20 protein-coding genes are annotated in these 19,896 nt (G+C 44.0%); 11 read left to right on the top strand and 9 right to left on the bottom strand.

Annotated elements, in window-relative coordinates:
• Window positions 1-78 precede the first annotated feature (78 nt).
• The 4 genes from greA to BIZ39_RS15285 all read left to right on the top strand — a co-directional run bounded on the left by greA (window position 79) and on the right by BIZ39_RS15285 (window position 3,651).
• Entirely contained in the window at window positions 79-555 is a 477-nt protein-coding gene (greA, locus tag BIZ39_RS15300; RefSeq protein ID WP_014948981.1) for a transcription elongation factor GreA, read from the top strand.
• Window positions 556-766: 211 nt separating this feature from the next.
• A complete protein-coding gene (locus tag BIZ39_RS15295) occupies window positions 767-2,617 on the top strand; it encodes a hypothetical protein (RefSeq protein WP_187447373.1) in 1,851 nt (616 codons plus the stop codon).
• A 10-nt stretch (window positions 2,618-2,627) separates the two neighbouring features.
• Window positions 2,628-3,167 (top strand): NUDIX domain-containing protein, encoded by a 540-nt coding sequence (locus BIZ39_RS15290; protein ID WP_014976126.1) that lies wholly within the window; start codon window positions 2,628-2,630, stop codon window positions 3,165-3,167.
• Window positions 3,168-3,258: 91 nt separating this feature from the next.
• Window positions 3,259-3,651, top strand: a complete 393-nt coding sequence (locus tag BIZ39_RS15285; RefSeq protein ID WP_187447372.1) for a DUF3224 domain-containing protein — start codon at window positions 3,259-3,261, stop codon at window positions 3,649-3,651.
• A gap of 103 nt (window positions 3,652-3,754) precedes the next feature.
• Here the strand turns inward: BIZ39_RS15285 and BIZ39_RS15280 are convergent, their stop codons facing one another.
• The gene (locus tag BIZ39_RS15280) at window positions 3,755-4,204 is read right to left on the bottom strand and encodes an Hsp20 family protein (protein WP_187447371.1); all 450 of its coding nucleotides are present in this window, start codon (window positions 4,202-4,204) and stop codon (window positions 3,755-3,757) included.
• Window positions 4,205-4,593: 389 nt separating this feature from the next.
• Between BIZ39_RS15280 and BIZ39_RS15275 the strand changes: the two genes are divergently transcribed.
• Both BIZ39_RS15275 and pta read left to right on the top strand, forming a co-directional pair.
• Window positions 4,594-5,775, top strand: a complete 1,182-nt coding sequence (locus BIZ39_RS15275; protein WP_168533274.1) for an acetate kinase — start codon at window positions 4,594-4,596, stop codon at window positions 5,773-5,775.
• A 44-nt stretch (window positions 5,776-5,819) separates the two neighbouring features.
• On the top strand, window positions 5,820-7,961 hold the full coding sequence (gene pta, locus BIZ39_RS15270) for a phosphate acetyltransferase (RefSeq protein ID WP_168533276.1): 2,142 nt from the start codon (window positions 5,820-5,822) through the stop codon (window positions 7,959-7,961).
• A gap of 211 nt (window positions 7,962-8,172) precedes the next feature.
• Here the strand turns inward: pta and BIZ39_RS15265 are convergent, their stop codons facing one another.
• The 6 genes from BIZ39_RS15265 to miaB form a co-directional block, all read right to left on the bottom strand.
• A complete protein-coding gene (locus BIZ39_RS15265) occupies window positions 8,173-9,471 on the bottom strand; it encodes a metal-dependent hydrolase family protein (protein WP_187447370.1) in 1,299 nt (432 codons plus the stop codon).
• Window positions 9,472-9,589: 118 nt separating this feature from the next.
• Window positions 9,590-11,095, bottom strand: coding sequence for an apolipoprotein N-acyltransferase (gene lnt, locus BIZ39_RS15260; protein ID WP_187447369.1), 1,506 nt, complete (start codon window positions 11,093-11,095; stop codon window positions 9,590-9,592).
• Window positions 11,096-11,201: 106 nt separating this feature from the next.
• Window positions 11,202-12,059 carry a CNNM family magnesium/cobalt transport protein CorC gene (corC, locus tag BIZ39_RS15255; protein WP_014948991.1) on the bottom strand — a complete coding sequence of 286 codons (858 nt, stop codon included), beginning with the start codon at window positions 12,057-12,059 and terminating at the stop codon, window positions 11,202-11,204.
• A gap of 116 nt (window positions 12,060-12,175) precedes the next feature.
• Window positions 12,176-12,652 carry an rRNA maturation RNase YbeY gene (ybeY, locus tag BIZ39_RS15250; RefSeq protein WP_014948992.1) on the bottom strand — a complete coding sequence of 159 codons (477 nt, stop codon included), beginning with the start codon at window positions 12,650-12,652 and terminating at the stop codon, window positions 12,176-12,178.
• Window positions 12,649-13,731: a PhoH family protein gene (locus tag BIZ39_RS15245; protein WP_039216249.1), complete on the bottom strand. Its 1,083-nt coding sequence runs from the start codon at window positions 13,729-13,731 to the stop codon at window positions 12,649-12,651. Before BIZ39_RS15245 ends, ybeY begins: the two co-directional genes overlap by 4 nt.
• A gap of 29 nt (window positions 13,732-13,760) precedes the next feature.
• Window positions 13,761-15,194 (bottom strand): tRNA (N6-isopentenyl adenosine(37)-C2)-methylthiotransferase MiaB, encoded by a 1,434-nt coding sequence (gene miaB / locus BIZ39_RS15240; protein WP_014948994.1) that lies wholly within the window; start codon window positions 15,192-15,194, stop codon window positions 13,761-13,763.
• A 305-nt stretch (window positions 15,195-15,499) separates the two neighbouring features.
• On the opposite strand from miaB, the gene BIZ39_RS15235 reads away from it, so the two are divergent.
• From BIZ39_RS15235 to BIZ39_RS15225, 3 genes are all read left to right on the top strand, one after another.
• Window positions 15,500-16,699: an FAD-dependent monooxygenase gene (locus BIZ39_RS15235; protein ID WP_187447368.1), complete on the top strand. Its 1,200-nt coding sequence runs from the start codon at window positions 15,500-15,502 to the stop codon at window positions 16,697-16,699.
• Window positions 16,699-16,875, top strand: coding sequence for a hypothetical protein (locus BIZ39_RS15230; protein WP_014948996.1), 177 nt, complete (start codon window positions 16,699-16,701; stop codon window positions 16,873-16,875). Before BIZ39_RS15235 ends, BIZ39_RS15230 begins: the two co-directional genes overlap by 1 nt.
• Before the next feature lie 81 nt (window positions 16,876-16,956).
• Window positions 16,957-17,439 (top strand): hypothetical protein, encoded by a 483-nt coding sequence (locus BIZ39_RS15225; protein WP_168533282.1) that lies wholly within the window; start codon window positions 16,957-16,959, stop codon window positions 17,437-17,439.
• A gap of 77 nt (window positions 17,440-17,516) precedes the next feature.
• Here the strand turns inward: BIZ39_RS15225 and BIZ39_RS15220 are convergent, their stop codons facing one another.
• Window positions 17,517-18,107 carry a TetR/AcrR family transcriptional regulator gene (locus BIZ39_RS15220; protein WP_014976138.1) on the bottom strand — a complete coding sequence of 197 codons (591 nt, stop codon included), beginning with the start codon at window positions 18,105-18,107 and terminating at the stop codon, window positions 17,517-17,519.
• A gap of 149 nt (window positions 18,108-18,256) precedes the next feature.
• Between BIZ39_RS15220 and BIZ39_RS15215 the strand changes: the two genes are divergently transcribed.
• Window positions 18,257-18,808, top strand: coding sequence for a carboxymuconolactone decarboxylase family protein (locus BIZ39_RS15215; protein ID WP_014948999.1), 552 nt, complete (start codon window positions 18,257-18,259; stop codon window positions 18,806-18,808).
• Between the two features lie 161 nt (window positions 18,809-18,969).
• On the opposite strand, the gene BIZ39_RS15210 is transcribed toward BIZ39_RS15215, so the two are convergent.
• On the bottom strand, window positions 18,970-19,152 hold the full coding sequence (locus BIZ39_RS15210; RefSeq protein ID WP_014976139.1) for a hypothetical protein: 183 nt from the start codon (window positions 19,150-19,152) through the stop codon (window positions 18,970-18,972).
• A gap of 247 nt (window positions 19,153-19,399) precedes the next feature.
• Here BIZ39_RS15210 and BIZ39_RS15205 point away from each other — a divergent pair, with 247 nt between their 5' ends.
• Window positions 19,400-19,570 (top strand): hypothetical protein, encoded by a 171-nt coding sequence (locus BIZ39_RS15205; protein ID WP_014949001.1) that lies wholly within the window; start codon window positions 19,400-19,402, stop codon window positions 19,568-19,570.
• Window positions 19,571-19,896: the final 326 nt, after the last annotated feature.

The following is a 19,896-nucleotide window of genomic DNA, read 5'->3' as shown; positions in this document are numbered from 1 at the left end:
ATTTGTGTGAACGAATAAAAAGTGCGCCTTCGCGGCGCACTTTTCTGTTTAAATTACTAGCTAAGTGAGACGGTATTCATGAGTCAGTATCCAATGACAGCGCGCGGCGCTCAAATGCTGCGTGACGAATTAAATGAGCTAAAAACCAAAACACGCCCACGTATTATCGAGTCTATTGCCGAAGCACGTGAACATGGTGACTTAAAAGAAAATGCTGAATATCACGCGGCCCGTGAGCAGCAAAGCTTCTGTGAAGGCCGCATTCAAGATATTGAAGGCAAGCTATCAAATGCACAGATTATCGACGTTACCAAAATGGAAAATACGGGTAAGGTTATTTTCGGTACTACCGTAACCATTCTAAACGTCGATACCGATGAAGAAACCACCTACCGTATTGTTGGTGATGACGAAGCTGATATTAAGAACAACTTGATTTCGGTTAATTCACCTATCGCTCGTGGCCTAATAGGCAAAGAGCTTGATGACATGGTAACGATTCAAACGCCAGCCGGCGCAGTTGAAGTTGAAATCATCGAAGTAGAATATATCTAACTACGCAAGCCAGCAGAGTCCTTCTGCTGGCTATCTCCACTCCCATACTTTTTAATTATTCTCTGCTTTTCTCATACACTAGCTCATTTATTGATATCTTTTATCAGTTACTAAGCCTTTTCGATACCGTGTAGAGAGATTCAAGTAAGTAATCATTGCTCAATCATCTTACTCTAAGTATGATTTTCCTTTTTTTTCGAAAGGATGCAGCATGGCTTATGATTTTGGTTCTCAGACGCTAGGGATAAAGAACCCATTTAAGACAGAAGGAGCGCTTAGAACACTGGGTGGTGTCTTAACGCTATTGTTAGCGGTTTACGTTGTTTTCACCGTACCGGCAATATTTGAAGCCAACAAGGTGAAAGGCTATACCTTGCTAGCGGTGGGTTTTGTTTTAGTGGTATCGGGAATACGCCATACGGCGGTTGGTATCCTCCAACTAATGCGCTTTTTTGTAGGTAGAACGGTTCCCACTTCACTGGCCTACAACTTCTCAAAATCTGAACAAGATGCTGCTCAGGCAGAGCAAAAATCCCTGCTTTACTCGAAAGAGTCACTGCACTCTATGCTTATGGGAAGACGAAATACTACCTTTGAGGAACCAAAAGGCTGGCTCGCTCGGCTAGTTCACAGCATTTTTCCTAAGCTTGTTTTTTTACCTTACCCGCTACGCCATCTTGCCCAAGAAATTTTAGCCATGGGGGCGACACTTATCGTGGGCTTAGTTACCTACGCCATCGTCTATTTTTTAGTAAGTAATGGCTTTGCAGGTGAAGTAGCAAAAATTGTCGTTATGCCTGTTCTTTCTTTGGTATTGCTTATCTATTTTGTTGCCAACTGGACCTCTACGGCAAAGGGCATCCATAACGAAGGAAACTCGCAACTTGCTAAAGCGGGAGGGTTATCAATTGGTGTGATCATTGGGTTAGCACTAGTCGTTCCTCTTGGTGCGGGTGTGTTTCTCGATGGTGTGGTGGGAAGTAATATCAATGAACTTAAAACTTGGTCTGAAGAACATGCTTTTTTTAGCGCTTGGCTGAATTTTGTGTACCTTTTCATCAGTATTGGCGTGGTGATAGGTCTTGTATTTCCCTTACTTAAAAAGCGCATGGATTTAGTGACACCGCAAACTGAAGTCAGCGAATTTCGAGCAAACATGCAAGAGTCTGTTCATCCCAATGAGATTTTTATCAATATTGAAAACATCGTGCTTGCCAACCGTCGTTACAAGGAAGTCCCAAACAGAATATACGCAGACTTTGTTCCTAAGCTTAAAGAGCAGGCTGAAGGGAAGGGGAGTTTCGAAGGGGAATTACTGATAGAAACTCAGCCAACCCTCAGTGAGGGGTTAGCATTACCCAAAGGGGCTAAGGTAGCGTTGAGCGCCATTGCGCAAGTTGCCGTCGTTGTTGCCGCGGTATTGTTTTACTCATCTGGCGTACAGCTTGCTGAGCTACTACATCTGGTTATCAATATCGGTGTAGATAACAGCGCACTGTTGAACAATGCTTTTTCTATGGTCAATAATTTGCTCATGCTGATATTCGCTTGGCTTACTTTCAGAGCGGCAGGAAGTATTTTAAACAACGCGTCTCACATGTTTTGGGGCGAGCTGAACTTTAACTCTTTGCTTATGTACATGAAAACCGAAGGCACGTATACCGAGTCTAGAGTTTCAACAGGTATGGCTATTCACTATTCTACGCGGTCTGAAAATGTCGTAGTTAGAAGCAGTATCACACCGTGGATCATTACTAGCCGAATTAACACTTCTATATTCGCCACTAGCGGTATGAACAATCTGGAAGCCCCGCGCTTTGTAATGGGAATGAACAAAAACGACGGAGAATTGAAGGAAATCGTCGACGAAATTAAAGCATTCTTACGCGGTAGAGAGACCATCGCTTCAATCACTAATGAATCAGACTTAGCCAATGCAAGTACCATTCATCAAGTTAATCAACAAACCCGAGCGTTTAATAAAAACCCTGACGATCGCCTAACACTTAAAGAGACGGAAGAAAGTGCAGGTTTTCTTCGAAACGAAAAAGACAGTGAGTGAGGAGTGAGGCATGGCTGATATTAAAACACTAGATACAAAAGTTGTGTACGAAAACAAATGGCTTCGCGTAAGAGAAGACAAAATACAACGCAGCAGTGGAAACGAAGGCATTTACGGCGTGGTGGAAAAGCCTGACTTCGCTATTATTTTACCTATAGAAGGCGATACGGTTTACATGGTTGAGCAATATCGCTATACCATAAAAGAGCGCCAGCTTGAGTTGCCTCAAGGTGCATGGGAAAGTAACCCTGATGTCGACCCTGTTGAATTGGCGAAAGGTGAACTTAAAGAAGAGACTGGCTTAACTGCAGATTCAATGGAATATGTGGGATTTCAATATTTAGCATACGGTTTTTGTAATCAGGGTTATCACATTTATGTAGCTAAAGGCCTCACCCAAGGCGCACAAAAACTCGATGTCGAGGAAGAAGACTTGCGCGTTGTTTCACTCTCCTTAAATGAGTTAAAGGAGAAAATAAAACGTGGAGAAATCAAGGACGCAAGCACCTGTAACGCAGTGGGGTTAGCCATGCTTAAGGGGATTATCTAAACACCCTGTTACAATTTGCTGACTGTTTTTTTCTTTCTGAGAAGCTAGGGTTTACAGTTTATAACTAAAAACCATTTATAAAGAGATATTTATGGCGTTCAAAGGAAGTTTTTCCATTACTCAATGGGACGAAGACACACTTAGTGAAAGATCAGAGGGAATTAAGGTATCTCACGCTAGTATTAAGCAGGTGTATTCTGGTGAAATGAGTGGCGAATCTAATGTCGAGTTTTTGATGTCTTATCAATCTCAGATGTCTGCCAAATTTACCGGGTTTGAAACCTTCGTTGGCGTAGTAAACGGTATGCGCGGCACGGTTACTTTTCAGCATGCCGGTAAGTTTGAGAATGGAGTTGCAAGCAGCGAATTTATATCAATTGAAGGGTCTGCTACAGGTGAACTGACGGGGAAAAATCTTCGAGGTAACTATAAGTCTGGTGAATCAGGTAAAGCTGATTACGCCATTGAAATCGACAACGCTTGAGTAATAGGTAAGCGCTAACTTAAAGCGATTTTTTAAAGCCCCAAAAAAAAACGGCGCCGAAAGGCGCCGCTAAAAGTTGGGAAACAAACCAAGAAACTAACTATTAATTTTCAATTAAACGAGAACCAATCTCTATTTGACGAGGCTTCTTGGCTTCAGGAACGACTCGCTCCATATCGATGTGTAACAGACCGTTTTCCATATCTGCAGCTAGCACTTTTACATGGTCGCCAAGTTGGAATTTACGCTCAAAGTTACGCTCTGAAATGCCCTTGTGTAAGAACTTACGCTCTTTGCTTTCTTTATCGTCCGCTTCCGTTTTCTTCGTTCCCGTAATCGTCAACGTGTTTTCTTCAACCTGAATAGAGACGTCGTCTTTACTAAAGCCGGCAATAGCCATGGTTACACGATACTTGTCATCGCCAAGTAACTCTATGTTATACGGCGGGTAGGTACTTTGCTTCTCAGCACGAGATGCTGCATCAATTAAAGAAGCTAGGTGATCAGAACCAATGAATGAACGGTAAAGTGGAGATAGATCGATAGTACGCATAGTCATATCCTCAAAATTAAGCAATATGTTAAAAGTTTAAATGCCCCGACTCTGCGGCGGCGGTTTTGTCGACCTGACCTTTCAGCGCCGACAAAACATATATAGGAATGGCCCAAATACTTTTCAAGAAAGAAAATGCATATTTTTTTCAAAAAACTTGGATTTAATTTTAAGTGTATGTATTTATTGGTTTTATTTGTTTCTTTTTTTACGGCATGAAATGAATCGCGTGCTTTTCAATAAATATTGAGAAAAAACCTCACATACAGTAAGTGTATGCGATGTTTTTTATAAAACATTTAGCAATTGTTTAACCAATCCGGTTGTTTATAAATGCTACAATTTGGTTAAGCAAAATGTCTTACCACTTTTATTTGTAAATTTAAAAAATGAAGAAAGAAGTTATAGTTTTAAATTGCGGCAGTTCGTCCGTAAAGTTCGCGATAATTGACGCTGACACTGGAGAGGCTGGACTGTCTGGTATTGCTGAAGCACTAGGTAATAGTGATGCTAGTTTGTCTTACAAGTTAAACGGCAAAAAAGAAAAACGCGCACTACCTGAAAAAGCTGGCCATACCGAAGCGTTAAGCGCAATTTCAGAAGTTATCGCTAGTACGGGCGTTAAGCCTATCGCAATAGGGCATCGTGTTGTTCATGGTGGTGAAAAGTTTAAGCAGGCTGCACTTGTCGATGATAGCGTACTAAAAGCAATTGAAGATTATGCAAGCATGGCTCCGCTTCATAATATGGCGAACCTAAAGGGGATCGTCACGGCGCAAGAGGCTTACCCTGACCTGCCTCACGTAGTCGTATTTGATACTTCTTTCTTTCAAACCTTACCCCGAAAAGCCTTCATTTATGCTTTACCCATGTCGCTTTATCGCGAGCACGGCATAAGACGCTACGGATTCCATGGAACCAGTCACAAGTTCATACTTGATAGCATGGCAAAAATTCTTGAGAAGCCGGTTTCAGATACCAGCATTATCAGTGCCCACCTAGGCAATGGCTGCAGTGTGTCGGCTATAGAAAAAGGTGTGGCAGTAGACACAAGCCTTGGCTTTATTCCTCTTGAAGGCTTAGTTATGGGCACTCGCTGTGGCGACTTAGATCCGAGTCTACCGGGAACGCTGCAGAAGAAGCTTGGCAAAACCGCAGATGAGATAAGTGATTTACTGAACAAACAGTCTGGATTACTTGGTATCTCAGAGCTGAGTAACGACTGTCGAACCCTTGAAGATGCGGCGCTTGAAGGTCACGAAGGTGCATTATTGGCCATTGAAATTTTTTGCTATCGCTTAGCTAAATACATCGCGGGTTATATGGTAGCCGTACCCACGTTAGACGCTATTGTATTTACAGGCGGAATAGGGGAGAACTCATCGCTTATTCGTGAGACAACTATGGGGTATTTCGCCCACTTTGGAATTAGCTTAGATGAGCAAAGAAATACCGACGCGCGATTTGGTCAAGGTGGAAAGATTACCGCTGATACCGCATCAACGGCAGTTTATGTTGTGCCTACAAATGAAGAATGGGTGATAGCCGCAGAAGCTGCAACCTTCGCGTAAATTATATAAGCAACGCCAACGCGTTAGCAAAAGCAGGAGTAACTATGTCTCGCAGAATTATGTTGATCCCCGTAGGCACAAGTGTTGGCCTAACTACGGTCAGCATGGGCCTTGTTCGTGCTATCGAGGAACAAGGCATAAAGCTCAATTTCTTTAAGCCCGTTGCACAGCCGCGCAAAGGCGATAACGGCGAAGAGCGCTCTACAGCAATTATTGCGCACCATGCCAGTGTGTCTCCCATCACGCCTTTCGAGCTTGAATACGTAGAGCGAATGATCAGTAACGACAGCACCGATGAACTCTTAGAGGAGATCATCGAGCGGTTTGAAGAAAGCAATGTTCAAGAGGCTGTTACTGTTATTGAAGGATTGGTGACAACTCGCCATCATCCTTATGCAGAACGCCTGAATTTAGAAATTAGTCGGGCACTTGATGCCGACATCGTTTTCGTGGCTGTGCCGGGAAATGAGTCGACCACGGATATCAATCATCGCCTCGAAATCGTTGTAGACACCTATGGCGGTCACAAAAGTCAAAAAGTAGTGGGCTGTATCTTCAATAAGGTTAACGCGCCTTTTGATGAACATGGTCGCTTACGCGCTGATATTGGCGCAATAGAAGCCCCTGAGCACGACGAAGAGCGATCCCAAGCGTTACGTGATTTGCCTATTTTCAAAAAGGGCTTGAGTCTACTTGGCACAATTGACTGGAGCGCTGATTTAGTATCTCCTCGCGCCACCGACGTAGCGAAGCATCTTAACGCTAGCTTGTTAAACGAAGGTGAGCTGGCTGAGCGGCGTTTAAGTAGTGTCACGTTTTGCGCGCGAGAAATTCACAACATGACGCACACCTTAAAGCCGGGGGCGCTACTTGTAATGTCGGGTGATCGCGGCGATGTTTTTGTGTCGTGCTGTTTAGCTGCATTAAACGGCACAAAGCTAGGCGCGCTCTTGCTTACCGGCGGCTATCAGCCGGATGAAAACATTATGGCGTTGTGTAGCCAGGCCATGGAAACGGGCTTACCGGTTATGCTGGTAAATTCCAATACGTGGCAAACAGCACAAGCACTTCACGCTTTTAATCAGGAAGTACCTGTAGATGACAGTAAACGCATTGAAAAGGTGATGGTTCACACTGCGGAAAGTTTAGACGCAAGTTGGGTAAATTCACTTACCCAAAAAGTGTCGCGCCAGAAAAAACTCTCTCCATCAGCGTTTCGTTTTTACCTAACAAACCGTGCAAGGCAGGTAAATAAACGCATTGTGCTTCCTGAAGGAAACGAGCCAAGAACCGTGGTGGCGGCCTCTATTTGTGCCAAACGGGGTCTTGCTCGTCCTGTATTGCTAGGCGATGAAACTGAGATTAGACGGGTAGCAGAACAGCAAGGTGTTGTACTGAGCGAAGGCGTTGAAATTCTCTCGCCGTCGGCCATTAAAAAAGACTATGTTGAGAGCTTAGTGGCGCTACGCGGCCATAAAGGTGTGACGGAAGTGGTTGCCCAAGAGTTGTTAGAAGATAACGTAACTCTGGGCACGATGATGCTTCAGCAAGATGACGTGGATGGATTAGTGTCAGGTGCAGTAAATACAACTGCGAACACTATTCGCCCAGCGCTCCAGTTAATAAAGACCGCTGAAAACGCGTCTTTGGTGTCGTCAGTATTCTTTATGCTGTTGCCTGACCAAGTTTTGGTTTACGGCGACTGTGCAATTAACCCAGATCCCAACGCTCAACAGCTCGCTGATATTGCTATTCAATCTGCGGAATCTGCACAAATGTTTGGTATTGAACCGCGGGTTGCGATGATTAGCTACAGCACTGGTTCGTCAGGTGCAGGAAGCGATGTAGAAAAGGTGAGAGAAGCGACCAAAATTGCGCAAAGCCTTCGCCCTGATTTACTTATTGATGGTCCACTTCAATACGATGCAGCGGCTATCGAAAGTGTGGGCAAGAGCAAGGCACCAAATAGCCCTGTTGCTGGTAAGGCAAACGTGTTTGTTTTTCCTGACCTCAATACCGGAAATACCACTTACAAAGCGGTACAGCGTAGCTTCGATCTAGTGTGTATTGGCCCAATGCTGCAAGGCATGCGAAAGCCCGTTAACGATTTAAGTCGCGGTGCATTGGTTGACGATATTGTATTTACCATAGCACTTACTGCTATCCAGGCGGCAGGTAACGTTTAACAGGGTAGACTACCTATCTGTTGTAAGGTAGTTGCTGCTAACAAAAACGGCGCTACTTCAAATGAAGTTAGCGCCGTTTTTTATTTCTTAGTCTGATGCAGTGTGATGTTTTGCTAAGCTATTGACCTTGCGTAGCGACTATCCTCTGCTCCGTGCAGCAAGCTGCAATCTATGAACTACAAACTAAAGATTTTCTTTTAGCGGCCATTCATCACATCGCGTACTGCTTCACAATTTGTCCATCTTTCATAACAAAGCCCACTTTTTCCATAAGGCTCATATCATTTAGTGGGTTGCCGGGCACTGCGACGATATCTGCCAGCTTACCTTTTTCCAAACTTCCAAGGGTAGCTTCTTGTTTCAGTAAGCGGGCAGGGTTAATAGTAGCAGCTTGAATAGCCTGAATGGGGGTCATACCGAACTTCACCATCCGGGCAAACTGCTTAGGATTATCACCGTGAGGGTAAACCCCGGCATCGGAACCAAATACCATATTTACACCAGCTTTAACTGCCTTCTCAAAGTTTTCGCGCTGAGTTTTACCAACAATACGCTCTTTATTCAGGCTTTCTTCTAGAATACCGGCTTTCTCTCCTTCACCCAGAATATATTCAGTTACGTAAATATCCATAGAGAAGTAAGTACCGTTCTTTTTCGCTAAATCTATCGCTTCGTCATCAAGCAAACTTACGTGTTCTACTGAATCTACACCCGCTTTAATGGCTGCTTTAATGCCATTAGTGCCATGAGCATGAGTCGCTACTGTCAAACCACGTAAATGGGCCTCATCAATGAGGGCTTTCATTTCTTCGAATGTGTACTGCTGTGCACCTACTTTTGTGCCTTTAGACAAAACGCCACCTGTAGCGCAGAATTTGATCACGGTAGCGCCGTACTTAATATTTCGACGTACTTTTTTGCGTACTTCCCACGGGCCATCGGCTACACCTTCGCTATAATTGTCATACTCATAGGGCAAAAGATTGCTGTCACAATGGCCGCCAGTTACGCCTAGGCTTGGCCCAGCTACAAACATGCGCGGTCCCACTACGTCGCCCGCGTTGATGGCATCTCTTAACGCAACATCAGCAAAACCAGGTGCACCCACATTACGCACAGTGGTAAAACCTGCATCTAACGTTGCTTTAGCGTGTTTAACGCCAGTAATAGCCGCGCGGGGCAGTGATACTTCTAAACGCTTGTACCCGTGTCGAGTTGCATCACTGGTTAAGTGTACGTGCATATCCATTAACCCAGGCATTAGCGTTGCATTGCCTAAATCAATACGTGTTGCTTCGTTTGGAACTGTCAGGTCTTTAAGACGACCAGATGCAGTAATTATATTGTCCGTTACAATAACAGCCGCCTGTTTGACGACTTTCCCGTTAGCAACGTCAATCATGCGATCTGCAGTAATTACCGTTGTCTCTGCGAAAACAGCAGTAGAGCAAACAATGGCAGTGATAGAAAAGGTGAGTAGTTTTTTTGAAAAAAGAGAAACCCAGTTCACAAGTATTTCCTTAATTAGCACACATTGAACTTTGCAAAAAAACAAGTTCAACATGTCCTACATCGAGTTAGTATTATTATTGAATGACTATTGTGTCGGTACCTTTAACTTGTACAGATCAACTCTGTCTTCGTCTAAGAAGTAACGCACTAACAAATAGCAAAATAACTATAAACCAAACACCTAGCTCTTGAAGATGGTAATACGGTGTAAACCCTCTGGTTGCGACAACTGGCGCCGAAATATTACCTGCCATGAATTGAGGTAGCCGAGCAGTTATTTCGCCTCTGTGGTCTATAAAAGCCGTAATGCCATTATTTGTCGCTCTAACGACAGGGCGGCCTAACTCAAGGGCGCGCATTTGCGCTATCTGCAAATGCTGAGCAGGCCCATGTGAGTGACCAAACCACGCATCATTACTCACGGTTATGATCATGTCGGTATTTTCATATACATTTGCCATCACTTGATGAGGAAACGCAATTTCAAAACAGATAGCGGGGGCTAGGTGAATGCCGTTAGCTTCAAGGTTTGCCTGTTGATAGTCACCGCGAGAGAATGATGACATAGGTAAATCGAATAGGGGAGCGAGCGGGCGAAGCCAGTCTTCAAAGGGTACGAATTCGCCTACGGGCAATAGATGATGTTTCGAAAATCGGTTGTTGTGGAAATATTGATAGTCGGGATAAGCGGCATCTGGCGTACGTTTACCTAGCACAATTAGGTTGTTCCACGCTTCATCAGTTTCCCAGTTGTAATTAACAATACCCGTAATAAGTGCCGTGTTCTCTTGAAAGGCTCTTTCGTTAACTTTAGCAAGATAAGGTTGGGCTAATGGTTCTAACTTAGGGACCGCGGCTTCAGGCCAAATGATGAGGTCGTTATCCCATAAGCTTTCAGTTAATTTCCAGTAGGTGTCCATGGTTGGACCATCTTGCTCTGGCACCCATCGCAGACTTTGCGCGATGTTGCCTTGAGCCATGCCTACTGAGTAGGTTTTTTGGGGGGCAACCCAAGTATGTTGTTTAAGAAGGTAGCCACTGGTAAATAAGCACAGCGCCACTAGCACTGCGTTGGCGAAAGTTCGCTTATTGTGTATCAACGCAAATAGCGTAGCGCTGATAACGATAAGCGCGCTTATTCCCGTTTCTCCGATGATTGGCGCAAAGCCTGAAAGAGGGCTCTCTAATTGACTATACCCTATAGATAACCATGGAAAGCCGGTTAGCATCCAGCTTCGTAACCACTCAGCCGCAACCCAGAAAAGAGGTAACGCCATTGGCCACAAGTGGGGAGAGAAGTACTTGGCGGTTAACTTGGTGGCAAGCGCAGGATAAAGCGATAAGTAACCACATAGCAACGCCATAATGCCAATAGATGCCGCAATGGGAAGCCCGCCAAAGTCGGCAATACTCACATGAACCCAGCTTATACCCGCTCCAAACCATCCCGCACCGAACAGCCATCCGGCTAAAAATGGACGATGTTTGAGCTTTATCACCTGACGTATAGCAAGTGCAAGCGCAGGAATAGTTAAAAGCCACATGTTAAAGGGAGCGAAAGCAAGGGTTAAGCTTGCACCACTTAGTAAAAGAAGAAGGTGGGGAGTAAACCGTTTCAGCATAGGAGTCATCTGATCGTGGTTAATAGAGTTCTTACGTCAACATAGGGTGAGCACGCATAAAATCATGCTGCCCTATGCTGAAACAGGCGTAGTTTGCGTTACTTCACTATTCGAGCGAAGGCACTGAAACCTTAAGTTGGATAAGTCGGCGCTTATCAGAGTTAGTCACTTTAAATTGAATGTCGCCAATGGTGATTTCGTCATTGGTTTCAGGCATATGACCAAACGCTTTCAGCACAATACCGCCAATAGTGTCGGCTTCTTCTTCGCTAAACTTGGTTTCAAAAAACTCGTTAAAATCGTCAACCGGCGTTAAGGCTTTAACAGAGTATGTTGATTTATTTAACGGGCGAATATCATCGGTACCATCTTCTTCCGTATCGTATTCGTCTTCAATTTCACCCACGATAATTTCAAGGATATCTTCAATCGTGACTAGACCAGACACACCGCCATATTCGTCTACAACAATGGCCATGTGGTAGCGTTGCTGACGGAACTCTTTAAGCAGAACGTCCACGCGTTTGCTTTCTGGAACAATAACCGCTGGGCGAAGAATATCGCGAAGGTTAAATTCTTTTTCCGCGTTAAATGCAAAAGCCAAAAGATCTTTTGCTAACAGGATACCTTCGATGTGGTCTTTATCTTCGCTGATAACAGGGAAACGGGAGTGAGCAGATTCAAGCATTACAGGTAAAAACTCTTCTACCTTTTGCTCTACATCGATGGTGGTCATTTGAGCGCGAGGGATCATGATATCCCTTACTCGCATTTCATTTACCCCAATAACCCCTTCAATCATTTCGCGGGTTTGTGGGTCTATGATTTCGTTCTGTTCAGCATCAGTAATAACCGATACTAACTCTTCTTTACTTCTCGGCTCGCCAGAAATTGAATTTTTTAGTTTATCTAACCAACTCTTGCCTGATGAGCCGTTGGTAGAGTGAGGATTATCGTCGCTCATAATGTCCGTTTAATTGTTAGTTCAACGCCAACGTTAAAATGGTTCTCGCTGGTCGTCAATGTTTTATTGTTATTAAGTGTTAAAGTACTTAACTAACAATGATTTATATTGAATTGTTAATCAATAGATTCGTAAGGATTAGCAATGCCAAGGTGCGCAAGAATATCAATTTCCTTGCTTTCCATTTCCTCAGCTTCCGCATCGTCAATATGGTCGTAACCCATTAAATGCAATAGCCCGTGAACAGTCATGTGCGCGTAGTGGTTGCTTACGTCTTTATGCTGTTCTTCGGCTTCTCGACTAATAACGGGGGCACAAATAACCAGGTCGCCTAAAAGGTTTATTTCTATACCTGGAGGCGCTTCAAACGGAAAAGATAAAACATTTGTGGGTTTATCTTTTCCTCGGTATTCATGGTTAAGGCTTTGACTTTCGGCTTCGTCAGTAAAGCGAATGGTCACTTCTTGCTCAGCTAACCCTTCGTACTTGAGCACGGCGTTAGCCCAAAGCTCAAGTTCCGAAGGTGAGGGAATGGCCGACAAAATGGCCTCGTCACCTTCAAACGCTTGCTGTACATCAATAATGGCACTCACGATGCGTTGTCGTCTTTCGTTTGCGTGGCATTATCGTCTTGAGAAGCCTGTTCACGTTGAAGTCGCAACGCTTCTTCTTTACGTGCTTTGCGAAGACGCTCTTGTTCAGCATCGTGCACTTCATAGGCTCTTACGATGCGCGCAACCACTGGGTGGCGGACCACGTCTTCAGCGTTAAAGAAGTTGAAAGAAATGTCATCCACTTCACTTAACACTTCAATAGCATGACGAAGACCTGATTTTGCACCGCGAGGTAAGTCTACCTGCGTGATGTCTCCGGTGATCACCGCTTTTGAATTGAAGCCAATACGGGTTAAGAACATTTTCATTTGCTCTACCGTGGTGTTTTGACTTTCATCCAGGATAATAAAGGCATCGTTCAGCGTTCGACCGCGCATATAGGCCAGCGGTGCAACTTCAATGACGTTGCGTTCCATAAGCTTTTCTACTTTCTCGAAGCCCAACATTTCAAATAGGGCGTCGTAAAGCGGACGAAGGTACGGGTCAACTTTTTGTGAAAGGTCGCCGGGTAAGAAACCGAGCTTTTCACCCGCTTCTACCGCCGGGCGGGTAAGCAAGATACGGCGAATTTCTTGTCGCTCAAGCGCGTCCACAGCAGCAGCGACGGCTAGGTAGGTTTTACCCGTACCAGCAGGTCCAATACCAAAAGTAATATCGTGGTTTACAATGTTCGCCACATATTGCGCTTGGTTAGGGTTACGCGGCTTAATCACACCGCGCTTGGTCTTAATATTCACTTCTTTGCCGTAGCCGCCTGTTGCGTCTTTTTCAATAACACGGGCTTCTTGAATGGCAAGATGAACTTGTTCCGCTTCTAGCTCGGGAATACGGCCCTTAATAGGCTGAGTTTCTATATAAAGAAGCTTAAGTAATTCGCTGGCACTTTTTATTTGCTGCGGTTCACCCAACACCTTGAATGCGTTATTTCGGTAGGTAATTTCTACCCCTAACCTGCGCTCAATTTGTTTAATGTTGTCATCAAAGGGGCCACATAAACTCGACAAACGTTTGCTATCTGCCGGTTCTAATTCAAATTCGTTACTAACCAATGTACTCAAGCTACTTTTTTCCTCGCTATAAAATGTATTTAGGCTGGGTTAAATTGACCCACGCCAAGCTCATCTGGCAAATCTGCCTGATGCTTTGCCATGATAGATTGGGGCGAAACGGCAACACGCAAGCCCATTTCGCTCTCTCTGCGCACAACTTCACCACGTAATGAGTTAGTGAATACGTCAGTGATGTTTACATCAACGAATTCGCCAATCATGTCTGGTGTGCCTTCGAAGTTCACTACACGGTTATTTTCAGTACGTCCCGAAAGCTCCATTGGGTTTTTCTTTGACGGACCTTCAACCAATATTCGCTGCTCTGTACCAACCATGTGACGAGCAATACGAAGAGCCTGTTGCGTAATACGCTGCTGTAGTAGGTGAAGACGTTGCTTCTTAGTTTCTTCACTTACGTCATCTACTGCGTCGGCAGCAGGCGTACCCGGGCGAGCACTGTAAATAAAGCTGAAGCTAAGGTCATAATCGACTGCCTGAATCAAATCCATGGTGGCTTCAAAGTCGGCATCTGTTTCACCTGGGAAACCAATAATGAAGTCACTCGACAAGCTAATGTTCGGGCGAATTTTCTTCAGCTTACGCATTTTAGACTTGTATTCGATTGCTGTATGGCCACGCTTCATCAAGTTCAATATACGGTCAGAGCCGCTTTGAACAGGCAAGTGTAGGTGGTCTACTAACTCCGGAATAGACGCGTATGCTTCTATAATGTCATCAGTAAATTCAACCGGGTGTGAGGTGGTGTAACGAATTCTGTCGATACCGTCTATGGCCGCTACTAATTCAAGCAACTCAGAGAAACGACAAATTGTACCGTCGTAATTTTCACCGCGATACGCGTTAACGTTTTGACCTAGAAGATTGACTTCACGCACGCCTTGACCTGCAAGCTGAGCGATTTCAAGCAACACGTCGTCAACAGGACGGCTTACTTCTTCACCGCGGGTGTAAGGCACAACACAGAATGTGCAGTATTTTGAACAGCCTTCCATGATTGAAACGAACGCCGTTGGACCTTCAGCACGTGGCTCAGGCAAACGGTCAAATTTTTCAATTTCCGGGAAGCTAACGTCAATGACTGACTTTGCGCCGCCCTGAAGCTGATTGATCATTTCAGGCAAGCGGTGCAGTGTTTGTGGACCAAAAACTAAGTCTACGAACGGCGCGCGCTGACGAATAGTATCACCTTCTTGAGAGGCTACACAGCCGCCCACACCGATAATAAGTTCAGGTTTATCTTGCTTAAGTGTTTTCCAACGGCCCAGCTGGTGGAACACCTTTTCCTGTGCTTTTTCACGAATTGAGCATGTGTTAAGCAAAATAACATCGGCTTCTTCAGCACTTTCTGCAGCACTGTAGCCATGCGTTGAGTCTAGTAAGTCTGCCATTTTCTCCGAGTCGTACTCGTTCATTTGGCAGCCCCAGGTTTTGATATACAGCTTTTTAGTCATAACAACTATTCGATAACCTGTTAGTGTTCCTGTAAGTGAGAGCAGTTTCACCGTTGTTTAGAAAAGGTGGCTGCCAGAATGTTATTTTACGTGAGGCGCTTAAATCACCACGTAAAAAACACTGATAATGTCAGTTACAGGAAGATGTTCAAAATAGCCGCATATTTTACCTGTTATGCAAGCATATTCCCAGTATCTTGAGACGATTCGTTAAGAATTGATCTAGGGCAAGCCAGTTCTACGTTTTACTTCACAGCGCTTTGTGTTTTAAGACATAATGCAAGTGCGTGTTTTAAGGAGAGTAAATGGTCGATTTTTGTATTAATGGCGGCGGTATGGTAGGTGCTGCACTTGCGTTGGGACTTGCTCAGCAGCAGTTTAAGGTAGCAGTGATAGAGCCGTATCTACCAGCACCTTTTAACGCTGAGACGGGGCCTGACTTAAGGGTTTCAGCCATCAGCGAAGCATCGGTAACGTTGTTAAAAGCCCTTGGCGCTTGGGAACACATAGCCGCCATGCGTGTTAAACCTTACACAGGCCTAAGCGTGTGGGACGACCCAGCCCATCGAACAGACTTTACCGCACAAAGTATCGACATGCCCCAACTAGGCTTTTTTGTGGAAAACCGATTGTTGCAGCTAGGATGCCACCACGCATTAAAGCAGTTTGACAATGTTGAGCTCATTACCGGACAAACGGTGCAAGATATTCAATTAACGAATACGGCTAAGGTCAGCCTTTCGAATGGCAGAACCATTGAAGCGAGCTGGCTTGTTGGTGTAGATGGCGCAAACTCTCAGGTGAGAAAGGCGGCGGGCATTGGCACTACAGGTTGGCAATATGCGCAGCAGGCGATGGGGATCACTATAAAGATGGAGAACGCCGTTGAACCTGTAACCTGGCAGCAGTTTACATCGAGCGGCCCTAAAGCCTTTTTACCTATGTTTGATAACTTCGCTTCGCTAGTTTGGTACGACTCGCCTGACGAACTCAAACGGATTAAAAGTTTAAAAGCGAACCAACTTGAAAGTGAAATTCTGAAAACGTTTCCAGATGAATTGACCAGAAATGGCAATAGCTTTTCAGTTATTGATAAAGCGATTTTTCCACTCACGCGTGCTCATGCCAATCACTATGTGAAAGGCTGTTGTGCGTTAGTTGGTGATGCAGCACACACTATTAATCCGCTTGCCGGACAGGGTGTTAATTTAGGTTTTAAAGATGTAGAAACCTTTCTTTCTGTGTGTGCTGAATTCAAGCCATTCGGTAGCGACAACGCATTGTCGCTAACCGATAAAGTATTTTCTCAAAGGCTTATCAGCAATTATGAAAAGCCACGAAAGCGAGATAATTTGGTGATGATGACGGCAATGGATGGGTTTTATACCTTGTTTAGCAATGACGTTGCCCCCATAAAATGGATAAGAAACCAGCTTCTTTCTGTGGCGCAGCGCATAGAGCCTGCTAAACAAGAAGTGCTCAAATATGCGATAGGGTTACGATAATGGAAGTGTTAATTTTACTGGCGGTGTTATTTGGTGCGCTAGCATTGATTATACCGCTAATAGAACGCTCTAAAATGCGAATCAGTAATGAGGATGCTGCGAAATGGGCAAAGTGGATTTGGCCCTTAATGGGGATTTTACTTATCGCCCAGTTGTTGCGGTTACTGTTCTCTTAGCTGCTGCTTAGGTTTAAAAAGTCACAAAATCTAGCCACTTGCCGAACTCAAATCAATTCACTTTTTCAAAGGTTCAAAGGAATGACCGTACAATTTTCGCAAGGGTTCTCCAATCAATGTCCGTGGGTTAATCTAAAAGGCTATAGCCTTTATTATATTTGGCAAGGGCATCCAGCAGACGTAGGCGAAAAACACTTTTATCAGTTGAAGAGTAAACCTGACCCTGGAAAGGTTGAGGTGATGTCTGCCTGCTGGGATGGCTATGCAGGCAGTTACCAGTTAAGTGCTGAAGGAAGCCTTATTCTCACTCGGTTTCATTACTTCCTCCCCAACGGATTGGGCGAGTCCGATGCCTTACTTGAGGAGTTACACGGCGACTTTTACTTAGAATTTAGAACCCACTTTGAAGGCGATCAGCTATATGTACCGTTTGCTGATGGTAAAGTGACTGTTGACCAGGAACAGTGGGTTGAGGTAAAGCGAGCCTACGTTAATCTGAAAACGGACAAAAATGGTTTTTCCACTTGGTTTAATCGGTTCATTCCGAGCCGCTTAGTTAAGTAAACCAGGGCTCATCCAACTGGTTTCACGGCAATTTTCATGAAATGCACTGCGTCAGTTTTTGTAAGCCTTCATCTACATTAATGTGTTTGTTGTGGCCATTGTCCTTTCAAATCGATAATGACTTTGTCTATCATCTTAATAGTTGTTTGATTATCGTCTTGCAGTAAGGCAAACGCTCGTAAGCCAACGAACTGATTTTGAAGCCACTCTGCGGCTGTTGACGTTGGCGTATGTTCAGGCAGCTCACCTTTTTCGATACAGGCTTCAATAATATTTCTAAAACCAGCCTTAAGGGTTTGCATGCTCTCAAGTACAGCTTTTTTGGCAATATCACCAATGAGTTCTAATTCTGCAATAGACTTAACTAGCAAGCACTGGCGCATGTAGCGTTGCTCGTCGGGGCCAGTTAATGCTGTTTCAAAAAAGTGGTAAAGAGCATCTAAAGGTGATTGAGCTTCTGTGACTTGCTTTAAACGTTTTGCACTGTTGTCTGCATAATGCTCAACAACAAGTTTGAATAAACCTTCTTTGCTTTGAAAACGCGCATAAATACTACCCGGGCGCATATCCAATGCCTGCTGAATATCACGCATGCCAGCCGCCTGAAAGCCTCGTTGCCAAAAAAGCGTAGTGGCTTTTTCTATAATCTCATCGTGGTCATATTTCATCGCTGCATACCTTATACGTGAATATTTTGAACATATGTTCAATTATCGCTTGAACGATCGTTCAAGTAAACCTATTATTATTGGCATACGAGTAGTGAGTAGCGCAAAGCGTTGCTTGCAGTTTTTGATCACATCAATAGGAGAGTGACATGAGCGATTTTACTTTACACACGAAAGAGAGTGCGCCAGAAGCAGCGAAGCCTTTACTTGATAATTCGCAAGCAGCATTTGGAATGATTCCAAATCTACATGCAGTAATGGCAGAAGCGCCGACTTTGCTTGAAGGCTATCAAGTGCTGCATAAACTAGCGCAAGAAACATCGTTCAATGCAGAAGAGTTAACGGTGGTTTGGCAGGCAGTGAATGTAGAGCACGCGTGTCATTACTGCGTTCCAGCGCATACGGGTATTGCTAAGAGTATGAAAGTGCGCGATGACCTAATTGAAGAGTTGCGAAACGATGAAACACTGTCTGACAGCAAATTGAATACGCTTAAAGAAACTGTGCTGGCTGTAACTCGCGGGCGAGGTAATGTTGATAATGCGCAGCTTGACGCATTTTACAGTGCTGGATACAAGCATCAGCAATTGTTAGAAATCATACTTATATTGGCGCAAAAAGTGATGAGTAATTATACCAATCATTTGGCCGATACGCCTGTAGACGAACCTTTCAAAAAATTTGATTGGTCGCCTAAATAATCATTTGATAGCTCTTTTAAAACGGAAGCAAGGCTTCCGTTTTTTGTTTCTGGCTTAAACGCTTGCGAGCAATCTCGCAAAAGCTGAATAGCAGTAGGCTACACAGTGTGTAGATAAAAAGCGCAAACAGCATTTTTCTATTCCTATTCAAAATACGACTATTAAGACGCTAAGGGCAGCTGCGGGCTTAATTCTTCTACGGTTTCCATTGCAACTAACTCTTCGTATCCCTTTTGCTGCAACAGTGTTTTCAAATCGTCGCAATTACTGCATTTATTTTGTTTCGCGATAGCCACTGCTTCGATGAAACACGATAGGTGAGTTATAGATTGTGTTTGTGTCATGGTCTACTTCACTTTTGATTTTACGTAAGTTCGTTGTTTCCATTTTTATTGGGATTACTTTGGCTTAGCCTGAAGTCACTAATGTGACGCTAGCATTATGCTTTTATGAAAAATAAGGGTGAAAAGTTCAAAATATCTTGAAATGTATATACATAGGCTATACATTTTATATTCGAATAATGTGGTAGTACTTGCAGATTCTCACTGAACGACATACTGCAGGTATTGGTATTTGCAAGGATTTAAGGTGTCTGAAAAAAACAATAAAAAGAAGAAAAAGAATAGTCAGATGATTATTCGAATCAACGACGAAGAGCGTGCCCAGTTTATCGCGTTATGCGAAGACCTAGACACTTCTGCTGCTCGTGAAGTTAGACACTTTATTCGAGAATTTATTGCCAAACACGGCGATCAATAGCGGCTTTGCTAAACGTTATGTGAGTGAAGCGAACACTACAAATAAAGATAAGGATTTACATCATGGCTAAGAAAAAAGAGTTAAAAAAAGCGATTAAAGCAACTAAGGCGAAAATTTCTAAGCAAGAAGGAAAGCTGAAAAAGCTTAAGAAGAAGCTTAAAAAAGCATAAGCGCCTATTTGGCACTCATTAGTGCAAATTTGGTATGAAAAGCGCTCTGAACGGAGCGCTTTTTTTGTTTCATGTGTCCCGTCCTAAAATACGTTGACATAAAGAGGACTTCTTTATGACAACTTCAAGTAATCAAAGACCTAAGCGCACACAGCG

The sequence above is a fragment of the Alteromonas sp. BZK5 genome, from assembly GCF_014349115.1.
GTDB classification, from domain to species: domain Bacteria; phylum Pseudomonadota; class Gammaproteobacteria; order Enterobacterales; family Alteromonadaceae; genus Alteromonas; species Alteromonas macleodii.
The sequence above is the reverse complement of the archived record's forward strand: the minus strand, read 5'-3'. Positions and strand labels throughout refer to the sequence as shown.

Bases quoted from the DNA above. Each gene is read 5' to 3' on its own strand.
- BIZ39_RS15280 (WP_187447371.1), bottom strand. From the start codon at position 4,204: ATGCGTACTATCGATCTATCTCCACTTTACCGTTCATTCATTGGTTCT.
- BIZ39_RS15215 (WP_014948999.1), top strand. From the start codon at position 18,257: ATGAGCGATTTTACTTTACACACGAAAGAGAGTGCGCCAGAAGCAGCG.
- corC (WP_014948991.1), bottom strand. From the start codon at position 12,059: ATGAGCGACGATAATCCTCACTCTACCAACGGCTCATCAGGCAAGAGT.
- BIZ39_RS15275 (WP_168533274.1), top strand. From the start codon at position 4,594: ATGAAGAAAGAAGTTATAGTTTTAAATTGCGGCAGTTCGTCCGTAAAG.
- BIZ39_RS15225 (WP_168533282.1), top strand. From the start codon at position 16,957: ATGACCGTACAATTTTCGCAAGGGTTCTCCAATCAATGTCCGTGGGTT.
- BIZ39_RS15290 (WP_014976126.1), top strand. From the start codon at position 2,628: ATGGCTGATATTAAAACACTAGATACAAAAGTTGTGTACGAAAACAAA.
- BIZ39_RS15230 (WP_014948996.1), top strand. From the start codon at position 16,699: ATGGAAGTGTTAATTTTACTGGCGGTGTTATTTGGTGCGCTAGCATTG.
- pta (WP_168533276.1), top strand. From the start codon at position 5,820: ATGTCTCGCAGAATTATGTTGATCCCCGTAGGCACAAGTGTTGGCCTA.
- BIZ39_RS15220 (WP_014976138.1), bottom strand. From the start codon at position 18,107: ATGAAATATGACCACGATGAGATTATAGAAAAAGCCACTACGCTTTTT.
- miaB (WP_014948994.1), bottom strand. From the start codon at position 15,194: ATGACTAAAAAGCTGTATATCAAAACCTGGGGCTGCCAAATGAACGAG.
- BIZ39_RS15210 (WP_014976139.1), bottom strand. From the start codon at position 19,152: ATGACACAAACACAATCTATAACTCACCTATCGTGTTTCATCGAAGCA.
- lnt (WP_187447369.1), bottom strand. From the start codon at position 11,095: ATGCTGAAACGGTTTACTCCCCACCTTCTTCTTTTACTAAGTGGTGCA.
- BIZ39_RS15295 (WP_187447373.1), top strand. From the start codon at position 767: ATGGCTTATGATTTTGGTTCTCAGACGCTAGGGATAAAGAACCCATTT.
- BIZ39_RS15285 (WP_187447372.1), top strand. From the start codon at position 3,259: ATGGCGTTCAAAGGAAGTTTTTCCATTACTCAATGGGACGAAGACACA.
- greA (WP_014948981.1), top strand. From the start codon at position 79: ATGAGTCAGTATCCAATGACAGCGCGCGGCGCTCAAATGCTGCGTGAC.
- BIZ39_RS15235 (WP_187447368.1), top strand. From the start codon at position 15,500: ATGGTCGATTTTTGTATTAATGGCGGCGGTATGGTAGGTGCTGCACTT.